Source organism: Enhygromyxa salina (genome assembly GCF_002994635.1).
Lineage (GTDB): Bacteria > Myxococcota_A > Polyangia > Nannocystales > Nannocystaceae > Plesiocystis > Plesiocystis salina_B.
The window spans coordinates 45,694-63,285 of record NZ_PVNL01000002.1 but is presented as its reverse complement, the minus strand read 5'-3'; the positions used below and the strand labels follow the sequence as shown (position 1 = coordinate 63,285).

Here is a 17,592-nt window from a genome sequence, read left to right as displayed (position 1 = left end):
CGGCCCTTTGCCGATTTTGAGCAAACCGCTTCGAGCCCTGACAACAACAGTGGCTACTGGACACACGCCCATACTCTGCGCGAACTGCGCAGTCATGGTTCACAACTCGAGAAGGCGCCGAGCGACAACGCCCAGTTGCCCGATCCCACCTCCATGTAAGAACTCGGGGAGTGGTAGGTCCTCCACTCGCCGGTGATGGAGCCCGTCCCCATATCGCAGAAATTCGAGGCAGTCTCCAACGTCCCAAGCCCGACGAGCAACACTCCAGCAGACTTGATTGATAACGATAACTGCCCAAACCTGGGCGTGTAGCCCGGATGCCACCTCCCGCCGAGAGTGACCGTGGCCTCGTTCGATTCCATGACGATGAAGAATGAAGCCAAGCCGACCTCCGACATCGCCTCATTGACTTTGAGGTCGAGGTCTGCGTAGGACAACATGTTCATCCCCGTCATTTTGAGTTTGGACTGTTTGAGCAGTCGTGTGATCCACAGTTCCCGAGTGGTCTTACTCGACGGGAGCGAGCCGCCGAAATCAAGCAGATCGTCGACAAACCGATACTCCTCTATTGGCGCCAATGGACGGGGCGCGCGGACGACGACTTTCTTGATACCTTCGAAGGGTACGGGGGGGGGTCAGTTTTGCGGCCGAGCATATCCTCAGTTTCAGCTGAGACGACCGTGTCTTGGAGATCGTTGTCGCCGTACATGGTGCGCTTTCGCAGGCCATACCCGAAGCGCAGGATATTGACAAAGGACTCGTGTACACCGACGTCACCGTTCTCAGGATCCCTCCGCCAACCCTCGTCGGTCTGGCCGCTGTAGACAGCCTTCTCCGACTCCTTCTTGTCTTTCAGTATCGTCTCGTTCTGTGCCAACGCGAGAGCTTCAAATATGTCATCTTGAGCCCGATGAAACAACTCATGCAGCAGAACCCAAAACCCGTCGTAGGCTCCCCCCAGGCCTTCGTGGGCATATATTGACCCAACCAGATTTGGGTTGACAGTGATACCTGCCCCCGCCGCCTTCAGACTTCGGAACGCAGAATCCTGAGTTGTGTCGGCCGAAACATTGACGTCGGATTCAAGGATGAGCTTTTGCGCGACATCGAACACCTTGCCGGCGTAGTTTTCGTCCACCAACACATCAATCGGATGCACTATAACGGTCGAGGCGTGTCCTCGTACGGTATCAGGCCTGTACACCACACCACCTTTGAATGCACTGACGAAGGTCGTACGCAGATCGCTCGACTGCGAACCACGATGGGGCTTCAGCCGGGAGCCTCCGACCATACCCTCACTCGTGAACTCAATGCCGAGATATTTTTCGCTCCGCGCATAAATTCATCGAAGACGGACACGGACTGCTCAATATTGCCGAGATCGTCGTAGGTCTTGGTCGTGGCGTTGAGCGACTCGTCGTCGACCTCGTAGTTTTTTTCGCCGTACGACGGGGTCACCCGCGGCGTGTGACGGCCGCTGGAGGGCGTGCGCCACTTCATGTGCGAACAACTGCATGCCATTGCGCGTCTGGGGTCGGGCTTCGTTACTGCCAAAGAAGAGGTCCTGGCCGACCGTGAACGCTCGGGCATTGACCTGTCGCGCGAGACCGTTGGCGAGGCTATTCGTGTGCACGCGAATACTGCCGAGATCAACGCCGAAACGGGGTTCGAGGAAGGTACGCACCCGGGGTGGAAGGCGATCGCCGCCGCGACGTGCGAGAGTATGCACGCGGTGACTGAAGTCGGGGGCCGCCGTCTCGTCGGCTTGTTCGGACCCGGCAGATACGGGTATGTCAGCCAGCTTAGCGCTCGGCCCAGATCCGTCGAGCGAGGAGCGACTGGCGGCGACTTTGGCGCTGTGCATCTGCATGACCTCGCTGGCCGCCGCGTCGGCCTCCCGTTCGTGCGGATCGTTTGCGTCACCGATTTCCAATTTGGGCCGTAATCCCGCCTCGCCGAGCGCCGCTGCGGCGTCGCCGATGGGGTACCTTCGAAGCTCGGGGTGGAACTCGGGGGCGAACGACGCGACGGGGGATCCGGTTGGGGCGGGACGTGTTTTTGGCTTGGTCTTGACAGTCAACTTTGGATTGCGGATGAGCTTAGCGTAGGACATGTGGCCTCGACCAACGGGTCTAGCACGCGCCGCGAATCCCCGAACCTGTCCGATCGTGAAGCTAGTCCCCAGGTGGGCCAGTCATGTGGCCGATCGGCCACGGCCTGCCTACTGCATGACACCAAGCAGCCCGACCGCCGTGGGCGTGGGTGCCAGCCCAACGCCGCGCTGGGTGCTCGAGGCGTGCACGAGCGACGCGATCCCGAATGACGGACGACTCGCGCTCGACTGGTCGAGGGTCCCGCAGGTCGAGCCTTCGTTGCCGACTGAGTCAGTGACCCTCGAGCTGCACCGGCCCCGACCAGACAACTATGACTCCGTGTTCGCTACGGCGTGAGCGTGCTGCTTGGGCTCGCCGTCGGGGATGATCCGCCACTGCCGATGGACCTCTCCGCCTCCCCGGCGTTCGGCATCGGAGCGACGACCTGCGAGCTACCGCCCTCGAGTGTCTCGGCGACGAGATCATCTAGGGGAGAGTACAACGAACACGGCGACTTCGGGTTCGTCGCGGTACCACGCGGCCCGATAGAAAAGCTAGACTTTTCCGCACGTCGTGCGGCCCGCGTCGGCTATACTCGCGCATGGCCGCCCGCCAGTTCGTGCTTGGCACCGCCGGGCACATCGATCACGGCAAGACCTCGCTGGTTCGCGCGCTCACGGGCGTCGACACCGATCGCCTCCCGGAGGAAAAGCGCCGCGGCATCACGATCGAGCTCGGCTTCGCCCGCTGGCAGCCCAGCGAGGATTTAAACGTCGGGATCGTCGACGTCCCCGGGCACGAGGCGCTGGTCCGCACGATGGTCGCGGGCGCTGGGGGCATCGACGCGGTGTTGGTGGTGATCGCGGCCGAGGACGGGGTGATGCCGCAGACCCGCGAGCACCTGCACGTGTGCGAGCTGCTCGGCCTGCGCCACGCCGTGGTCGCGCTCACCAAGATCGACCGGCTGCGCAGCGACGGCGGCGGTGACGACGGCGAGTTCGAGGAGCTGCTCGAGCTCGCGATCGAAGACGTGCGCGCGGTCCTGGCCGAGGGCCCGTTCGCCGAGGCCCCGATCCTGCCCGTCAGCGCCCACACGGGCGAGGGCATGCCCGAGCTGAGCGCGGCGCTGACCAAGCTCGCCAAGCAGCTGCCCAGCCGCGGGCGCAAGGGCGCGCCGGTCCTGCCGATCGACCGCGTGTTCACGATGCGCGGGCACGGCACGGTGATCACGGGCACCTTGCTGGCCGGCGAGATCGATCTCGACAAGCAGGCGGAGCTCGAGCTGGTCCCCAGTGGCCACGCGCGTCAGCGCAGCCCGCTGCGGATCCGCGGCATGCAGATCCACAGCGGCGACGCCCGGCGCGCGCGGGCGGGCACCCGCACCGCGCTCAACCTCGGCAACGTCAGCGTCGACGAGCTCGCGCGCGGCGACGTGATCAGCTCGGGCCTCAAGGTCGTGACCAGCGATCGTGTGCTCGCGCTGGTCAACCAGCTCGGCTTTGGGCAGCGCGCCTGGGCCCGCGACACCGCGCTGCAGCTGTGCGCGGGCACGGCCAGCACCGCCGCGCACCTGGTCCCGCTCGCGCTCGTCGATCCCGATCAAGACCACCTGCACCTGATCGAGCCGATCGCGGGCGCGGCCAAGCCCAAGATCGGCCCGGGTCAGCGCGGGCTGGTCCGGCTCTACCTCGACACGCCGCTGGCGATCTGGGCCGGGCAACGGGTGATCCTGCGGGCCTACTCGGCCGCCCACGCCAACTTCGAGGGCCTGACCGTCGGCGGCGGCGTGATCGTGGATCCACTGCCCGAGCGCCGTCACCCCTCGCGCCGCGTCGCGCTCGCGCGGGCGCTGCTCTCGGACGATCCCAGCACGCGGGTCCAGGCGCTCGTGGTCGACGCCGGGATGCCCGGGATCGACGCGCAGGCGATCGCGGTCCGGGCGGGCGTCGAAGAACCAGGCAAGAACCTCAGCCGACTCTCGCGCCCCGAAGGTCCGCTGCTGGGGCTGGCTGGCGGTCGCTGGGTCGACCGCGGGCTGCTCGAAGAGCTGACCCGCGTGGCCGTGCAGACGGTCGACCGCTACCACCAGGCCCAGCCGCTGCACCCCGGGATCGGCCGGGCCACGCTCGAGGGCTCGCTGCCGGGGCACCCGACGCCAGACCTCGCCCGCGCGGCCGTCGACCTCGCGCTCGAGCGTGGCTCGCTGCGCGTGGCCGACCGCGCTGGCAGCCTCGCGCGGCCGGGCAAGGGCAGCTTGGATCCCGACGCGCTGCCCGAGCAGATGGCCGCCATGGTCGAGCTGTACGCGACCGGCGGGGCCGCGCCCCCAACGCTGCGGCAGGTCGGCGAGCGGCTGCGCCTCGACGCCAAGCAGGTGCTCGAGTACGCGGGCTTGCTGCAGCGCAACGGCCTGTTGGTCCGCGTCAGCGACGACCTCTCGTACGCGCCTGCGACCCACGCCGAGCTGCTGCGGCGGATCCGTGAGCACCTCGCGGCCCACGGGGAGATCGACGTGCAGGCCCTCAAGGACATCAGCGGGCTCTCACGTAAATTCGTGGTCCCGTTCTTGGAGCACCTCGACCATCTAGCGATCACCCGCCGCGAGGGTGACCGCCGGCTGCCGGGGCCTCGCGCCGAGTCCGACAGCTGAGTCTCCGTGAGTCGTAACTACTTGATTTTATTATACAAATTGAAATCGACACGATTTCCTGCCCGCAGCCCCCTCCGACCGCCCAGATCGCCGGTCACGCCGCCCCCGCGATCCCCGAATTTCCTGCGAATTCGGCCGATCTTTCCCAGGTTCGCACCCGTGCAAGGGGTCGCATCGGGAGCTATCATCCCCCCGTTCGAGGCCTCCTTGGCGCGCGCTCTAGTCCACGTGATCCAGGTGATCCCGTGCCGCGCCACCAGCCCGAACCACGCTCCCCGATCCCACCCCAGCGACCTGCATGGCCGAGACGAAGTCGACCCTCAATATTGAAGACGAGATGCGTAGCTCCTTTTTGGACTACGCCATGTCCGTCATCATCTCTCGTGCGCTGCCCGACGTCCGCGACGGGCTCAAGCCGGTCCATCGCCGGATCTTCTATGCGATGCACCAGCTCAAGAATTCGCACACGCAGCCGTACAAGAAGTCGGCGCGCGTGGTCGGCGATGTGATCGGCAAGTACCACCCGCACGGCGACTCTGCGGTCTACTTCGCGCTGGTCCGGCTCGCCCAGGACTTTGCGATGGGCTACCCGCTGGTCGACGGCCAGGGCAACTTCGGCTCGATCGACGGCGACTCGCCGGCCGCCATGCGCTACACGGAAGTGCGCATGCAGAAGCTCGCCAGCGAGCTGCTCGCGGACCTCGACAAAGAGACCGTCGACTGGGTCCCCAACTACGACGAAAAGGAGCTCGAGCCGGCGGTCCTACCCACCAAGATCCCCAACCTGCTGCTCAACGGCGCGGTCGGGATCGCGGTGGGCATGGCCACCAACATCCCGCCCCACAACCTCACGGAGCTGATCGACGCGACCGTGGCGTTGATCGACAACCCCCACTACCGGGTCCCGGAGCTGCTCGAGTACGTCAAGGGCCCCGACTTCCCGACCGGCGGGATCATCCTGGGCAGCGGCGGGATCAAGCAGGCCTACCTCGAAGGCCGCGGCTCGGTCACCGTGCGGGCCCGCTGCGAGATCGAAGAGGACGCCAAGGGCCGCGAGTCGATCGTCGTCACCGAGATCCCCTACCAGGTCAACAAGACCCGGCTGATCGAGCGCATCGCCCAGCTGGTCCGCGAGAAGAAGATCGAGGGCATCGCCGACATCCAGGACTACTCCGACCGCACGGGCATGCGGATCTGGATCTCGGTCAAGAAGGACAGCGCCGCGCAGATCGTCCTCAACAAGCTCTACAAGATGAGCGATCTGCAGACCACGTTCGGGGTCAACATGATCGCGATCGTCAACGGCCGCCCGGAGGTCCTCAACCTCCACCGCTGCCTGAGCGAGTTCGTGGATCACCGCCGCACGATCGTCACCCGGCGGTGTCGGTTCGAGCTGGCCAAGGCCATGGCCCGCCGCGAGATCGTCGAGGGCCTCGGCGTCGCCGTGGACGCGATCGATCGGATCATCGCGCTGATCCGCGGCAGCCGTGACCCCGACGAGGCCAAGGCCAAATTGTTGGCCGAGCCGCTCGACGGGTTCGCCGGCTTCCTGCGCCGCTGCGGTCGCCCCGAGGCCGAGATCGAGGCCGCCAGCCAGGGCCCCTACCGCCTCAACGAGCGCCAGGCCAAGGCCATCTTGGACATGCGCCTGCAGCGGCTGACCGGGCTCGAGCGCGAGAAGATCGAGGCCGAGTTCATCGAGCTGTCGCTCACGATCACCGAGCTCGAGTCGATCCTCACCGACCCGGCCAAGCTGATGTCGGTGATCCGCGAGGAGCTCGTGCAGATCCGCAACGAGTACGGCGATCGTGACGGGGCCGACAGCGGCGACGGCTCGGTCGGCAGCAAGGGCTCGCGGCGGACCGAGATCGTCCCCAACGAGCTCGAGATCATGCCGATCGACCTGGTCGCCGACGAGTCGATGGTCCTGATGATCACCCGTCAGGGCTACGTCAAGCGGATCCCCACCGGTGAGTATCGGGTCCAAAATCGCGGCGGCGTCGGGCTCAACTCGGGCTCGCAGCGCGACGAGGACGACCAGGTCATCGAGCTGTTCGAGGCCTCGGCCCACGCGGTGATCTTGCTGTTCACCAACTTTGGTCGGGTGTTCCGCAAGCGCGTGTTCGAGTTCCCGCTTGGCACCCGCGGCCAGCGGCCCAAGGCCCTCGTCAACTTCCTGGATCTGCGCGAGGACGAGAAGATCCTGGAAATGGTCGCGTATCGCGAAGAAGAGGTCGACGACGATCACTTCGTGGTCCTGGCGTCCAAGCAGGGCTACATCAAGCGCAGCTCGCTGGCCGACTTCGCCAACATCCGCAGCTCGGGCCTGATCGCCGCGACCGTCGCCGAGGGCGACACGCTGATCGACGCCAAGCTCACCAACGGCCGCTGCGACATCCTGATGGCCAGCCGCAACGGCCAGGCGATCCGGTTCGACGAGGCCGACGTCCGCGTCATGGGTCGCAACGCGCGAGGCGTGCGGGGCATGGGCCTGCGCAAGGACGACGAGGTCGTCAACATCCTCGTGTTCGAGCGCGAGGAAGAGCAGGACATCCAGTTCCTCACGGTGTGCGAGAAGGGCTACGGCAAGCGCACCCCCGCGGCCGAGTATCGCTCGCAGAGCCGCGCGGGCCTGGGCTTGAAGACCATCAAGGTCAGCGCGCGCAACGGCAAGGTCGTCAGCGTGATCAAGGTCCGCGAGAGCGATCAGCTGATGGTCGTGACCTCGGAGGGCAAGATCATCCGCACCCCGGTGTCCGGCATCAGCGAGCTCGGCCGCGCCACCCAGGGCGTCCGGCTGATCCGGCTGGGCGAAGACGAGGTCGTGGTCGGGACCGCCCGGATCGACGATCCCGATGACGCCGAGCCGTCGGGCGTCGAGGTTCAGGGTCCGCTCGAGCCCGACGAGCAGGACATCGTCGACGACGAAGACGACGACGACGAGGCCGACGAGCTCGAGGACGACGACGCCGTAGCCGACGACGACGCAGCCGAGCAAGCCGACGACGACGGAGACGCCGAATGAGCACGCAAGACGACGGCCGCGCCGGGCCACGCAGCAAAGAGCTGTTCGCGGCTGCCCAAAAAGTGATCCCCGGCGGCGTGAACAGCCCGGTGCGGGCGTTTGCGTCGGTCGGTGGCGAGCCCCCGTTCATCCGCAAGGCGACCGGCTGCCACCTCGTGACCGAGGACGGGGCCGCGGTGATCGACTACGTCGGCAGCTGGGGCCCGGCGCTGCTCGGCCACGCGCCTCCGGCCGTGGTCGAGGCCGTGATCAAGGCCGCCCGCGACGGCCTGAGCTTCGGCGCCGCCACGGCGGCCGAGGTCGAGCTCGCGGAGCTGATCTGCGAGTTCGTGCCCAGCATGCGCGACGGCATGGTCCGGCTGGTGTCGTCCGGCACCGAGGCGACCATGAGCGCGCTCCGCCTGGCCCGGGGCTTCACCGGCCGCGACAAGATCATCAAGTGCGAGGGCGGCTACCACGGCCACGCCGACATGCTGCTGGTCGCCGCCGGATCGGGCGCCGCGACCCTCAACATTCCGGGCAGCGCGGGGGTCCCCGCCCAGGCCGTGCGCGACACCTTGCTGGTGCCCTACAACAACGCCGACGCCGTCGCCGAGCTGTTCGCCGCCCACCCCGGCCAGATCGCCGCGATCATCGTCGAGCCCGTCGCCGGCAACATGGGCTGCATCCCGCCGCGACCGGGCTACCTCGAGGCCCTGCGCGAGATCACCACCCGCGAGGGCGCCGTGCTGATCTTCGACGAGGTCATGACCGGCTTTCGGGTCGCCCCAGGCGGCGCGCAAGCGCGGTTTGGCGTGACCCCGGATCTGACTTGCCTCGGTAAGATCGTCGGCGGCGGCATGCCGGTCGGCGCCTACGGTGGCCGCCGCGAGATCATGTCCAAGGTCGCCCCGCTCGGGCCCGTGTACCAGGCCGGCACGCTCAGCGGAAACCCGCTCTCGGTCGCTGCCGGGCTCGCAACCCTCGAGCAGATCAAGCGCGACAAGCCCCACGAGGCGCTCGAGGCCACGACCAAGCTGCTGTGCGAGGGCCTGGCCGCCCGCGCCAAGGCCCACGGCATCGACTTCACCTACGTGGTCGTTGGGCCCATGTTCGGGTTCTTCTTTCAGGCCGATCCGGTCTGGGACTACGAGCAAGCCAAGCGCAGCGATCTCGGACGATTCGCCCGCTTTCACACCGAGATGCTCGCCCGCGGGGTCTACTTTGCGCCCTCGCAATTCGAGGCCGCGTTCGTGTCCACCGCCCACGACGAGGCCGCGATCGAGCACACCCTCGCCGCAGCCGACGCAGCCTTCGCGGCGCTGGCCTAGAACCTGGCTTAGAACCCAAAACTAGAACCGAAAGCCCAGGTTCCCGGAGTAGATCCGGGCGCCTGGGTCGTCCTCGCGCGCGTCGTAGTCGCTGAACGTGAACGCGAGGTCGATCGTGGCCTTCTCGACCTGCATCAAGAACCCGCCGCGCACGCGGGTCTCGTTGCGCATGGCTGGGTCGTCGCGGTTGAGCCGGACGGCCCGGGCATACATGCCAATCCGATCGGTGAAGTGGACCCCAAGCGTCCCACCGAAGTGATAATAGGCCGCGGGCGCGACGTGGTAGGCCTCGGCGATCGTCAGCTTGCCGCCGGCGATCTGATCATACCCGCCCCCAAACTCGGGGGTCAGGTAGACCTTGCCAAAGTTGAAGTTCAGGCGCAGCTCACCGCGCGCATCGGCCAGCCAGCGCTTGTCTCGATTGCGGCCAAACTGCCCGCCGCCGCCGAGCTGCATCGAGAAGAATTTGGCGGTGAACAAGGTCCAGTGCAGCGCCAGGCCGGCGTTCCAGATCAGCCCCTTGCGGCCGTACTCGGGCTGGAAGCTGCCGACCCCCAGGTCGATCAGCACGCTGGGGATCACGTTGCCCTTCTCGACGACCTTTGACTTGCCGTCGTCGACCTCGATCTCGTCCTCGCTGGTCTCACTGGTCTCGCTGGTCGCAGCGATCCCGGTGCTCGAGCTCGAGCTCGACGAGCTGCTGGTGTCCTTGATGCTCGAGCCCGAGATCCCACCGGTCCCCAGCACCGAGTCGGCCGAGCCCGAGGCCTCGATCACGCGCAGCCAGGTCGCGGCGTAGACCTCTTTGTCGTCGGCGGTGGCCTCGTTCACGCTGCCGCGCTGGCGCAGGATCTTGGCCTCGTCCATGAACCCGCCGGTCTCGAGCAGGCCGACCAGGAAGCTGCGCACCTCCACCGTGTCACCCCCCTCGGGGCCGAGCTCCCGCTCGAGGATCTCGTAGGCGAGCAGCAGCCGGTCCAGCCCATCGATGTTGCCGGCCTGCAGCAGGTCCAGGCCCTGCTTCACGGCCAGCTCCGCGTCGGCGATGCCCATCTGAGCGGTGTTCGCCGCGGCCCCGGCCGAGAACCATGTCGAGGGCATCACCGTGAGCGGGTGCTCGACGTAGCTGCCGCGCGCGCGCAGGGTGTTGGCCTCGTCTTTGAGCTCGACGGTCTCGAGCGCCTTGACCAGCCAGCTGCGTAGCTCCTTGACGCCCCTGGCCTCGGGTCCATCGCTGAGCTCGAGCGCGATATAGGCCTCGAGCATCTTCGCAAGCCCCTCGGCGATGAGCTCCTGCTCGAGCAGCGTCTCACCCTCGACGAGCACCCGCAGGGCTTGTTCGTGACTGAGGTTGGACTCCGTTGGGACTGGACCAATGCGTTCTTTGCTGATCGACGGGGCCGCCTGGGCGAGCGAGGGAGAGGCCAGCAGACAAGCTGCGAGGGACAGAGAACGCACGCGTCCACGCACCGCCGGAGCATAGCGGAGATTCGAGAATTCACAGCCTACCCGCGTTGCTCAAAAACGCGCAGGGTCAGCGCGACGCCACAGTCACGAGGTCGACGCACCACGAGCTCGCGCTCGGTCGCGCCGCGTCCACCAAAACGCCAGGGTCAGCCCGGCGACAATGTGCCAGATCCCCCACCACGCGGCGATCATGGCCATGCCACCCAACCCCGCAAAGAACGCGAAGATCAGCACCAACCCAAGCCCCGAGTTTTGGATGCCGACCTCGATCGACACCGCCCGCTGATCCGACTCGTCGAGCCCGCCAAGCCTGGCCAGCCAAAACCCCAGCGCTAGCGCAAGCGCGTTCATGATGAACACGGGCAAGAACACCTTGGGCAGGTAGGGCACGAACACGTGGCTGTTGGCTTTGACCGCCAACACGATGAAGGTCACGAAGAAGATCACCGACAGCCACTTGAACGGCGGGTGGACCCGCTTGGCGAGCGTGGGGAACCGCGTGGCCAAGAACACACCGATCACGATCGGGATGCCCAGCATCATCATGACCGCGCGCAGCATGTCGACGGGATCGAGCGCGACCTCGGTCAGGATCGCCGAGGTCTCCGGGCTGAGCGAGCCCCACAGCCCGATGTTGAGCGGGGTCATCAGCACCGAGGCCGTCGTCGAGACCGCGGTCATGCCGATCGAGGTCGTGGTCCGACCGCCGCCCAGGTGCGTGATGAAATTCGACACGTTCCCGCCCGGACACGCCGCGATCACGATCATGCCCAGCGCCATGCTTGGGGTGATCATGCCGACCGCCAGCAACACCCGGCTCAGCCCCCAGGTCAGCGCGGGCAGCAACACGAACTGCGCGAGCAGGCCGATGCCGGGCGCCTTGGGCTGGTTGATCAGCTGCTTGAAGTCGTCGAGCTTCAGATCCAGGGCGACCCCGAACATCACGAAGCCCAGCACGATCTCGAGCACGAACAGGTTGTCCTGATCGAACGCGAGCCTGACCGCGTCGAGCTCGCTGGTCATCGGCCGCTCGCCCCAGGCCTACGCACAGTCGACCGCGACCTTCCACGCCGCGCGCAGCTGGGCCAGCGTGGCTGGGTCGGCCTTGGGCACGAACTGGCGATCTTGCTTCCACGTGGCCGCGACCGCCTCTTTGTTGGGCCACAAGCCCACGCCGAGCCCGGCCAAGAACGTGGCCCCCAGCGCGGTCGACTCGAGGATGGTTGGGCGCGCGAGCGTGACCCCCAGCAGATCACTCTGGATCTGCATGAGCAGATCGTTGGCCGCGGCGCCGCCGTCGACCCGCAGGCTCGAGAGCGGCGCGCCGAGATCTTCGGCCATGGCCTCGAGCAGATCCGTGACCTCGAGCGCGATGCCCTCGAGCGCGGCGCGGGCGAGGTGGGCCCGGTTGGTCCCGCGGCTCAGACCCCGGATCAGCCCGCGCGCCTCGGGCCGCCAGTGCGGCGCGCCGAGCCCCGCGTGGGCCGGGACCATGATCACGCCGCCGGCATCGTTGACGCTGCGGGCCAGCTCTTCGACCTCGCTCGAGCTCTTGAAGAAGCCCAGCCCGTCGCGCAGCCACTGGACCACGGCGCCGGCCATGAACGCGCTGCCCTCGAGGCAATAGGTGGTCTCGTCGCCGATCTGCCAGCCGACCGTGGTCAGCAGCCCGTGGTCCGAGCCGATGATCTCGGGGCCGGTGTTGAGCATCACGAACGCGCCCGTGCCATACGTGCACTTGGCCTGCCCGCGGGCGAAGCATGCCTGACCGAACAGCGCGGCCTGCTGATCACCCGCGATCCCGTGGATTGGGATTCCGTCGGGCAGGCCCGGCACCGACTTGGTCAGGCCAAACGCCGCCGTGCACGGGCGAACCTCGGGCAGCACCGAAGCCGGCACCCGCAGCAGCTCGCACAGCTGCTGATCCCAGTCGCTGCGACCCTCGCCGGCCTTGCCCTTCAGCGGCCACAGCAAGGTCCGCGACGCGTTGCTCGGCTCGGTCGCGTGCACGGCCCCGCCGGTCATGCGCCACACCAGGTAGGTGTCGATCGTGCCCGCCGCGAGCTTGCCCGCGTCTGCGTCCGCGCGGGCGCCCTCGACGTGGTCGAGCACCCACGCCAGCTTGGTCGCCGAGAAGTAGGGGTCCAACACCAGACCGGTCCGCTGCTTGATCAGCGCCTCGTGGCCGGCCTCGCGCAGGGCCTTGCAGGTGTCGGCCGTGCGGCGGTCCTGCCAGACCAGCGCGCGGTGGATCGGTCGGCCATCCGCGCGCCGCCACAGCAAGCTGGTCTCGCGTTGGTTGGTGATCCCGACCGCGGCGATCCGCGTGGCTTCGACGTTGGCGCGGCCGAGGGCCTCGATGATCGCGTCGCCGACCGAGGTCCAGATGTCCTCTGGATCGTGCTCGACCCAGCCGGGCTGGGGAAAGTGCTGGGCAAACTCTCGGTTCGCGCGAGCGAGCACGGCCAGCTCGCGGTCCAGGATCAGCGCGGTGCTGCCGGTGGTGCCTTGGTCGATCGCGAGGATCAGATCTGGGTCTGACATCGCGCAGACTATACCGCGAGAGCTGGGCGCCTATCCTGCAACTTGCGCGCAGAAACGACTCGGTGCGCAAGCGTTGGTGAAGTCGCACGCGGCCGCAGTCGGCAGGTTGTACGCATCCCGCCCCGCGCTACTCCGCTCGCAAGTGTTCGGCCAGGAACCGACGCGTGTGTGCCCAGGCGTCGGCGGCTGCGTCCTTGTCATATTTGGCGTTCGACGGGTTGGCGAACCCATGCAGCGCGTCGTAGCGGTGCAGCTCGATCGACTTACCCGCGTCCTCGAGCGCCTGCGCGAGCTCGTCGACGACCGCGGGCGGGATCGCCTGGTCCTGATTGGCAAACACGCCGAGCAGCGGCGCCTCGATCTTCGCCAGCTCGGCGGGGTCGGTGACCGGGTTGCCGTAATAGATGACCGCGGCGTCCAGGCGGGGGGTCGCAATCGCGTCGCGCAGCGACCACCCGCCGCCGAAGCACCAACCGATCACCGCTTGCTTGTCGGCTTGGATGCGCGCGTCGCTGGCGAGGAATTCATGGGCGGCGCCAAGCATGGCTTGCGCGTTGGCGGGGTCGACCGCCTTCATCAAGCTCATCGCCCCGTCGGGATCCGTCGCAACACCACCACCGTAGAGGTCCACGGCCAGCGCCGCGTAGCCGTCTTCGGCCAGGCGGTCGGTCCAGTGCCGGATGTGATCGTTGAGGCCCCACCACTCGTGGATCACGACCACCGCCGGAACCGGTGCGGTCGCGTCCTCGGGCAGCGACAGATAGGCCTGGCCGCCGCCGAGCTCGATCGTCTGGCCGCGCAGCGGCGGCGCCTCGGCTTCGGTCAGCTGGTGCAGGGCCGCGAAGCTGTCCTCGTCGAGGATCCCGGTCGGGCTGGGGTCGGCGCTGGAACCCTCGGTGAGCTCGCCAGGCTGGGTCGCCGGTGGCGGGTCGACGGTGGCTTTGGCGCAGCCGAGCAGGGTGATGAAGAGCGCGAGCGTGGCGGCGATCTGGAGGCGCATCAGCGACCACTCTACCAAACCGACCGCGCAGGCCGCATGCTGGACGCGCCATGGCGACGGCCGACCACTACGACCTCGACGCGACGCTGCTCGACGCTCGCACCCAGTACTTCGAGCGCAACGGGTTTGGCGCCGACGGCGGCTACTCGGCCAAGACGGTCACGGTCGAGGTCGCCGGGATCAAGCTGCGGATCCCGAATACACCCGGACGCGTTCACGCGGTCCGCTACCACGATCTTCATCACATCATGACCGGCTACACGACGCACATGAGCGGCGAGTCGGAGATCGGCGCGTGGGAGCTGGCGTCGAACTGCCGCGATCTCTACGCCGCTTGGGTCCTGAACGGGGCCGCGTTTGCGTTTGGACTGATCAGCTGTCCGAGGCGGGTGCGAGCGGCATTCATTCGGGGGTGTCACACGCGTAATCTGTACGACCGCGACTTCAATGACATACTGCTCAACCGGCGAGTCGGAGAGCTGCGGGCCGAGCTGGGGCTGGAGCGGGACAGCCTCGAGCAACCGTTGGCGGCGACGATCGGGGATCGACTGGCGTTTGTTGGGGCGGCGGTGATCTGCCTTGGGGTGCCGTTGGCCGTGCTCTGTGGGGTGATCTTCGGGGTTCTGGTGCTGCTGAGGTGATCGGACAGCGCACGTTGCGGCGGGTGGCACGTCGCTCTGGTGTCACGCGCACCGGTGCCAGGCGGCGGGGTAAAATTTCGCCGGTTTCATGTCGAGGCGCTCGAATCCGTGTTGTTTGTGGCCATGTCGCGGTGGTATTTGTCGGGCCATGACGCGATCATTCGTTGGCCTGGTCCCCCTGACTCTTGCAGTCGTTTCACTCACCTTCGCCTGCGGCGGTGATGATGCTCCTACCACCGACGGTACGGACACCACGGCCGGTGACGGTGATGGTGATGGCGACCCGTCCGGCGATGGCGATGGAGACCCGAGTGGGGACGGGGACGGGGATCCTGGGGATGGGGACGCGGACACCGACGAGCCGGACTCCGACATGGATGGGGTTGCGGACTCGGCGGACAACTGCCCGGATGTTGCGAACCCGAATCAGCTCGACTTCGACGGGAACGGGAAGGGCAACAGCTGTGATGTGCTGACGATGAACGCGACGGGGACGCTCAACACCACTGCCAACGCGGCAGTGCAAGGCACCAACTTCGAATGCGACATTCCGCTCGTGGTCGATGTGCTCGAGGGGCAGATCCTCGTTCAACTCGATGACGACGCCGCCGTGGCTGGCTTCGAGATCGTCAACCTCAACATTGCAGACATCCTTGACAAGGAGTGCGATCTGACGCTCGCCACTGCCACGGTCTCGCTGACCAACTTCGTGATCGCCAACAGCGGCGGCCCGTTCCCTGTCTCGATGCCGCACACCTCGGCGATGCACGACGGTGGCCAGGTCGCGGGCGACTCTGACATCCCGCCGCCAGTGCTGTCGACGGCCACCTTAAACGCCAAGGTCGGCCAGATGGGGGATCCGATGGAGTCGGAGCTCATGCTGGATGGCGCGCTGCCGATCTTCACCGCGAACATCACCGGCGGCGGTGAAGCGGGCACGCTGTCGTGGGCTGACGGGCAGTTCGTGCTTGCGACGGACCAGTTCATGATCGAGGATCCCGTTTCGCTCACCATCGATTTCGAGCTCACGGGGCTCGTCGGCACCTTGAATCTCGCTCCCTGAGCACCCAACCGGCAGGCAAGCCCGTCACGCGAAGGCGTGACGGGCTTCGTCTTGGAGCGCGCGAGCCATACTCGCCAAGGTCGGGTACGCTGGCCCTTCACCGACCGGGAGGTCGTTGTGACGTGACTGGAGCGACGGCCACAGAGGATCAAGATGCGACACGCGAAATGGATGATGGCGCTGGCGGGCAACCTCGTGATGACGACCGGGTGCACGGTCCCGTTTTGCGACGTGCTTCCCGAGAGCGAGGGGTGTCCCGGGTTTGCCGGGGAGTCGACAGGGAGTGAGACCGCGGACCCAGACGACACGGGCGACGGCGACGGCGATCCGGGCGATGGCGACGGCGACCCCGGCGACGGCGATGGCGACCCCGGCGATGGCGACGGCGATCCATCCTGCACCGAGCTAGGCTGCATGTGCGACGGCACGCCCGAGAGTTGCGAGCCAGGTCTGATCTGCGAGGGTGGCGAGTGCGTCCCGCAGACCTGCGGCGACGGGACACCTGACGACGACGAGTCCTGCGACGATGGCAACGACGTCGACGGCGATGGCTGCGACACCGACTGTACGTTCACGACCGTCGAGGTGTTCGCTGGCAATGGGCGCGCATGCGCCCTCATCGAAGGTGGTCGCGTGCGGTGCTGGGGCTCGGCAATGTTCGGCGGGCTCGGCTACGGAAACCTGGATGACATCGGCGACGATGAGACCCCTGCGAGCGTAGGGGATGTCACGTTGCCCGGACCCGTGCGGTCGCTCGAGGTTGGCGACTTCCACAGTTGCGCGCTGTTCGAAGACGATCTCGTCCGCTGCTGGGGGATCGGCGGCTCCGGCGTGCTCGGTTACGGCTCGACTAGTTGGCTCGGTGACGACGAAACGCTTCGCGCTCTGCCTGCCGTCATGCTTGGAGGCACAGCCACTTACGTCGCTAGTGGCGGCGGACACACCTGCGCGCGATTTGATACCGCAGATGTCCGCTGCTGGGGCTACAACAACCACGGTCAGCTCGGGACCGGAACTACCACGAACATTGGCGACGACGAGCCCGCCAGCGTCGGAGGACTGGTGTACCTCGGACCCAACGGCATCTCGCTCGTCGCCGCCGGCCGATCCCACACCTGTGCAGTCACGGGCGCCGATGATCTGTTCTGCTGGGGCCTGAACAACAACGGTCGACTTGGCTATGGCAACATCGACAATCTCGGTGACGATGAGCCACCCAACAGCAACGGAGCTGTTGACGTATATCCTCCCTCGCTTCCCGGCAACGCCTCGATTGTCCAACTCGCACTGGGTGACGGTCATACTTGTGTGTTGTTCTCGACTGGTGACGTGCTGTGTTGGGGGGGCGGTGCCCGGGGACAACTCGGGCAAGGGAACACTCAAAACTGGGGCGACGGATTGAATGAGGCCCCCGGAGATCTGACGCCGATCAGCCTCGGGGGCGTCGCCACGGCCATCAGCGCAGGGTATGATTTCACATGTGCGCTGCTGGACGGTGGCGACGTCCGCTGCTGGGGTAGGAACACCGACGGTCAACTCGGACTCGGAGTGCCTGCTGACATCGGTGACGACGAGCTCCCGACCGCCGTCGACCCGATTGAACTAGGCGGCGCGGCGATCTCGATCTCGTCAGGTTACGGCCACACCTGCGCAGTGCGCGAGGACTACTCGGTCGTGTGTTGGGGTTCTGGCTACGGCGGCGGGCTCGGCTACGGCAACACCAACAACGTCGGCGACGACGAGACCCCCGCCAGCGTCGGCGCGATCGAGCTGCTTTAACCAAAGCCCGCCTGACC

At 66.7% G+C, this 17,592-nt stretch carries 14 protein-coding genes and 1 pseudogene; 7 read left to right on the top strand and 8 right to left on the bottom strand.

The annotated features are described in order from the left end of the window. Positions 1–92: 92 nt before the first annotated feature. From ENSA7_RS00595 to ENSA7_RS46030, 4 genes and pseudogenes are all read right to left on the bottom strand, one after another. Positions 93–446, bottom strand: coding sequence for a hypothetical protein (locus tag ENSA7_RS00595; protein ID WP_146157164.1), 354 nt, complete (start codon positions 444–446; stop codon positions 93–95). Positions 447–565: 119 nt separating this feature from the next. After that, complete coding sequence (locus ENSA7_RS00590; RefSeq protein ID WP_146157163.1) at positions 566–1,294, bottom strand: hypothetical protein; 729 nt, start codon at positions 1,292–1,294, stop codon at positions 566–568. Further along, entirely contained in the window at positions 1,273–1,503 is a 231-nt protein-coding gene (locus tag ENSA7_RS45265; RefSeq protein WP_244923672.1) for a hypothetical protein, read from the bottom strand. Before ENSA7_RS45265 ends, ENSA7_RS00590 begins: the two co-directional genes overlap by 22 nt. A 31-nt stretch (positions 1,504–1,534) precedes the next feature. Further along, positions 1,535–1,867: pseudogene (locus ENSA7_RS46030) on the bottom strand (eCIS core domain-containing protein); the annotation flags it as partial. A gap of 364 nt (positions 1,868–2,231) precedes the next feature. Here ENSA7_RS46030 and ENSA7_RS00580 point away from each other — a divergent pair. The 4 genes from ENSA7_RS00580 to hemL all read left to right on the top strand — a co-directional run bounded on the left by ENSA7_RS00580 (position 2,232) and on the right by hemL (position 9,081). Continuing rightward, positions 2,232–2,453 carry a hypothetical protein gene (locus tag ENSA7_RS00580; RefSeq protein ID WP_106087227.1) on the top strand — a complete coding sequence of 74 codons (222 nt, stop codon included), beginning with the start codon at positions 2,232–2,234 and terminating at the stop codon, positions 2,451–2,453. Between the two features lie 244 nt (positions 2,454–2,697). Next, positions 2,698–4,746, top strand: coding sequence for a selenocysteine-specific translation elongation factor (gene selB / locus ENSA7_RS00575; RefSeq protein ID WP_106087226.1), 2,049 nt, complete (start codon positions 2,698–2,700; stop codon positions 4,744–4,746). A gap of 298 nt (positions 4,747–5,044) precedes the next feature. Next, positions 5,045–7,771 carry a DNA gyrase subunit A gene (gyrA, locus tag ENSA7_RS00570; RefSeq protein ID WP_106087225.1) on the top strand — a complete coding sequence of 909 codons (2,727 nt, stop codon included), beginning with the start codon at positions 5,045–5,047 and terminating at the stop codon, positions 7,769–7,771. Then, on the top strand, positions 7,768–9,081 hold the full coding sequence (gene hemL, locus ENSA7_RS00565) for a glutamate-1-semialdehyde 2,1-aminomutase (RefSeq protein WP_106087224.1): 1,314 nt from the start codon (positions 7,768–7,770) through the stop codon (positions 9,079–9,081). The genes gyrA and hemL overlap by 4 nt, the downstream gene beginning before the upstream one ends. A 21-nt stretch (positions 9,082–9,102) precedes the next feature. Here the strand turns inward: hemL and ENSA7_RS00560 are convergent, their stop codons facing one another. The 4 genes from ENSA7_RS00560 to ENSA7_RS00545 form a co-directional block, all read right to left on the bottom strand. After that, the gene (locus ENSA7_RS00560) at positions 9,103–10,539 is read right to left on the bottom strand and encodes a dihydrofolate reductase family protein (RefSeq protein WP_146157162.1); all 1,437 of its coding nucleotides are present in this window, start codon (positions 10,537–10,539) and stop codon (positions 9,103–9,105) included. A gap of 93 nt (positions 10,540–10,632) precedes the next feature. Beyond that, positions 10,633–11,571 (bottom strand): bile acid:sodium symporter family protein, encoded by a 939-nt coding sequence (locus tag ENSA7_RS00555; protein WP_106087222.1) that lies wholly within the window; start codon positions 11,569–11,571, stop codon positions 10,633–10,635. 18 nt (positions 11,572–11,589) lie between these two features. After that, positions 11,590–13,092, bottom strand: a complete 1,503-nt coding sequence (gene glpK, locus ENSA7_RS00550; protein ID WP_106087221.1) for a glycerol kinase GlpK — start codon at positions 13,090–13,092, stop codon at positions 11,590–11,592. 127 nt (positions 13,093–13,219) lie between these two features. Beyond that, on the bottom strand, positions 13,220–14,092 hold the full coding sequence (locus ENSA7_RS00545; protein WP_106087220.1) for a dienelactone hydrolase family protein: 873 nt from the start codon (positions 14,090–14,092) through the stop codon (positions 13,220–13,222). A gap of 50 nt (positions 14,093–14,142) precedes the next feature. On the opposite strand from ENSA7_RS00545, the gene ENSA7_RS00540 reads away from it, so the two are divergent. The 3 genes from ENSA7_RS00540 to ENSA7_RS00525 all read left to right on the top strand — a co-directional run bounded on the left by ENSA7_RS00540 (position 14,143) and on the right by ENSA7_RS00525 (position 17,575). After that, the gene (locus ENSA7_RS00540; protein ID WP_106087219.1) at positions 14,143–14,733 is read left to right on the top strand and encodes a hypothetical protein; all 591 of its coding nucleotides are present in this window, start codon (positions 14,143–14,145) and stop codon (positions 14,731–14,733) included. 478 nt (positions 14,734–15,211) lie between these two features. Further along, positions 15,212–15,796, top strand: coding sequence for a hypothetical protein (locus ENSA7_RS00530; RefSeq protein ID WP_146157161.1), 585 nt, complete (start codon positions 15,212–15,214; stop codon positions 15,794–15,796). Between the two features lie 153 nt (positions 15,797–15,949). Further along, positions 15,950–17,575, top strand: a complete 1,626-nt coding sequence (locus ENSA7_RS00525) for an RCC1 domain-containing protein (RefSeq protein ID WP_146157160.1) — start codon at positions 15,950–15,952, stop codon at positions 17,573–17,575. The last annotated feature ends 17 nt before the right edge of the window (positions 17,576–17,592 follow it).

What these genes read in the sequence shown, in the direction of transcription:
- ENSA7_RS00595 (WP_146157164.1), bottom strand. Translation starts at nt 446, where the DNA reads ATGAACATGTTGTCCTACGCAGACCTCGACCTCAAAGTCAATGAGGCG.
- ENSA7_RS00590 (WP_146157163.1), bottom strand. Translation starts at nt 1,294, where the DNA reads ATGGTCGGAGGCTCCCGGCTGAAGCCCCATCGTGGTTCGCAGTCGAGC.
- ENSA7_RS45265 (WP_244923672.1), bottom strand. Translation starts at nt 1,503, where the DNA reads ATGAAGTGGCGCACGCCCTCCAGCGGCCGTCACACGCCGCGGGTGACC.
- ENSA7_RS00580 (WP_106087227.1), top strand. Translation starts at nt 2,232, where the DNA reads ATGACACCAAGCAGCCCGACCGCCGTGGGCGTGGGTGCCAGCCCAACG.
- selB (WP_106087226.1), top strand. Translation starts at nt 2,698, where the DNA reads ATGGCCGCCCGCCAGTTCGTGCTTGGCACCGCCGGGCACATCGATCAC.
- gyrA (WP_106087225.1), top strand. Translation starts at nt 5,045, where the DNA reads ATGGCCGAGACGAAGTCGACCCTCAATATTGAAGACGAGATGCGTAGC.
- hemL (WP_106087224.1), top strand. Translation starts at nt 7,768, where the DNA reads ATGAGCACGCAAGACGACGGCCGCGCCGGGCCACGCAGCAAAGAGCTG.
- ENSA7_RS00555 (WP_106087222.1), bottom strand. Translation starts at nt 11,571, where the DNA reads ATGACCAGCGAGCTCGACGCGGTCAGGCTCGCGTTCGATCAGGACAAC.
- glpK (WP_106087221.1), bottom strand. Translation starts at nt 13,092, where the DNA reads ATGTCAGACCCAGATCTGATCCTCGCGATCGACCAAGGCACCACCGGC.
- ENSA7_RS00545 (WP_106087220.1), bottom strand. Translation starts at nt 14,092, where the DNA reads ATGCGCCTCCAGATCGCCGCCACGCTCGCGCTCTTCATCACCCTGCTC.
- ENSA7_RS00540 (WP_106087219.1), top strand. Translation starts at nt 14,143, where the DNA reads ATGGCGACGGCCGACCACTACGACCTCGACGCGACGCTGCTCGACGCT.
- ENSA7_RS00530 (WP_146157161.1), top strand. Translation starts at nt 15,212, where the DNA reads ATGAACGCGACGGGGACGCTCAACACCACTGCCAACGCGGCAGTGCAA.
- ENSA7_RS00525 (WP_146157160.1), top strand. Translation starts at nt 15,950, where the DNA reads ATGCGACACGCGAAATGGATGATGGCGCTGGCGGGCAACCTCGTGATG.